Source organism: Pseudoalteromonas amylolytica (genome assembly GCF_001854605.1).
In the GTDB taxonomy this organism is placed as follows: domain Bacteria; phylum Pseudomonadota; class Gammaproteobacteria; order Enterobacterales; family Alteromonadaceae; genus Pseudoalteromonas; species Pseudoalteromonas amylolytica.
This window is the reverse complement of record NZ_MKJU01000023.1, coordinates 1-1,753: the sequence shown is the minus strand read 5'-3', so window position 1 is coordinate 1,753 and position 1,753 is coordinate 1. Positions and strand designations below refer to the sequence as shown.

Here is a 1,753-nt window from a genome sequence, read left to right as displayed (position 1 = left end):
ACTGCCTATCTTGTCAGAGGCAGAGCAACACCACTTGGTACATGGGCTCAACAACACAAAGATGGACTATCCAAAAGACAGCTGTATTCATGAGTTGTTTGAGCAACAGGCGCAAGCGACACCAGATAAAGTCGCGGTGGAGTTTGGGTCACAGCAGCTGACTTATGGCGCATTGAATCGCAAGGCGAACCAACTGGCGCATTACTTAGTGAATACACAGGGTGTTACCCCAGATACCTTGGTGGGATTATGTGTAGAGCGTTCATTAGAGATGATAGTGGGGATGTTAGGTATTTTGAAGGCGGGTGGGGCGTATGTACCACTTGACCCGAACTACCCACAGGCGCGTTTAGACTACATGATTGAAGATGCTGGTTTGGTGAATATAGTGAGTCATCAAGCGGTACTTTCACGCTCGATATTGACTGGGTTCCGTGGCGAGGTAATTAACTTAGATGCGCAAAGTGCGTACGAGCATTGCAGCACGACAGACCTGACAAAATCCATGTTGGGGCTTAGCTCAGAGAATCTGGCGTATGTGATCTATACCTCAGGTTCAACGGGTCAGCCTAAGGGAGTGATGTTGCCTCACCAAGGCGCGGTCAACTTATCATTTAATCAGCATCGCTATTTTGAGACTGATAGTAACAGTAGAGTGTTACATTTTGCGTCAATTAGTTTTGATGCCGCGACATGGGAATGTTTAATGGCATTTATGCCAGGAGCTACTTTATGTATTGCCGATCAAAACACACGGATGGATGCGCAGCGACTATTTAATTATATTCATACACAGAGGATCACCCATGCTACTTTACCTCCAGCGTTACTAAAGACAGTACAGTACCGAGCAGACTTACCACTACAGTGCTTAATTGTGGCAGGCGAATCGTGTGATCTCGAAACCGTTAAACTATGGCGTCAGCATTATCGATTCTTTAATGCTTATGGCCCATCTGAAGCTTCCGTATGTGCGACTATTGGAGAGTTAAAGTCCGATAACATTCATATTGGCACGACATTATACAATGTTAGTACGCTCGTTTTAGATGCTGAGTTACAGCTTGTAAGTGCAGGAAGTATTGGGGAGCTATTTATTGGTGGAGACGGTCTAGCGCGTGGTTATTTGAATCGTCCGCAGTTGAGTGCAGAGCGCTTTATTGCCAACCCATTTTATGATGCCACGCATCCAAATAGCTCAGAGCGTTTATATCGTACCGGTGACTTAGTGCGTTATTTACCAGATGGTAATTTAGAGTTTATAGGGCGAGTGGACGATCAGGTTAAGATCCGCGGGTTTAGGATTGAACTGGGTGAAGTCGAAGCACAGCTTGCAGCCCAAGCAGGCGTTGACTCAGCATTGGTGATGGCCAAAGAACTGGCGGGCGCACAACAATTGGTGGGCTATATCCAAGCCAATGGCGCATTAGACGAAGCAGGTCAGCGACAATTGGTGGCTCAGGTGAAAGAGAGTTTAGCGAACTGCTTGCCTGATTACATGGTGCCAAGCGTACTTATGGTGGTGAATACGTGGCCGCTGACAGCCAACGGTAAGATAGATAAAAAGGCACTACCACAACCAGATGGTAGTGTGTTGCAGGGGGAATATGTTGGCCCATGTAGTGAAGCGGAAGACTCATTAGTGAGGATTTTCTCACAGCTGCTGGACATTGATGCAGATAAAATTAGTACAACAGCGAACTTCTTCGAACTGGGAGGGCATTCACTGCTGAGTATTCGTTTGATTTCGCTT

General features: G+C 46.5%; 1 protein-coding gene. It reads left to right on the top strand.

Features of this window, described 5'->3' with window-relative positions; translation table 11 throughout:
* The coding region (locus tag BET10_RS06140; protein ID WP_139158740.1) for a non-ribosomal peptide synthetase at positions 1-1,753 on the top strand (1,753 nt) is incomplete at both ends.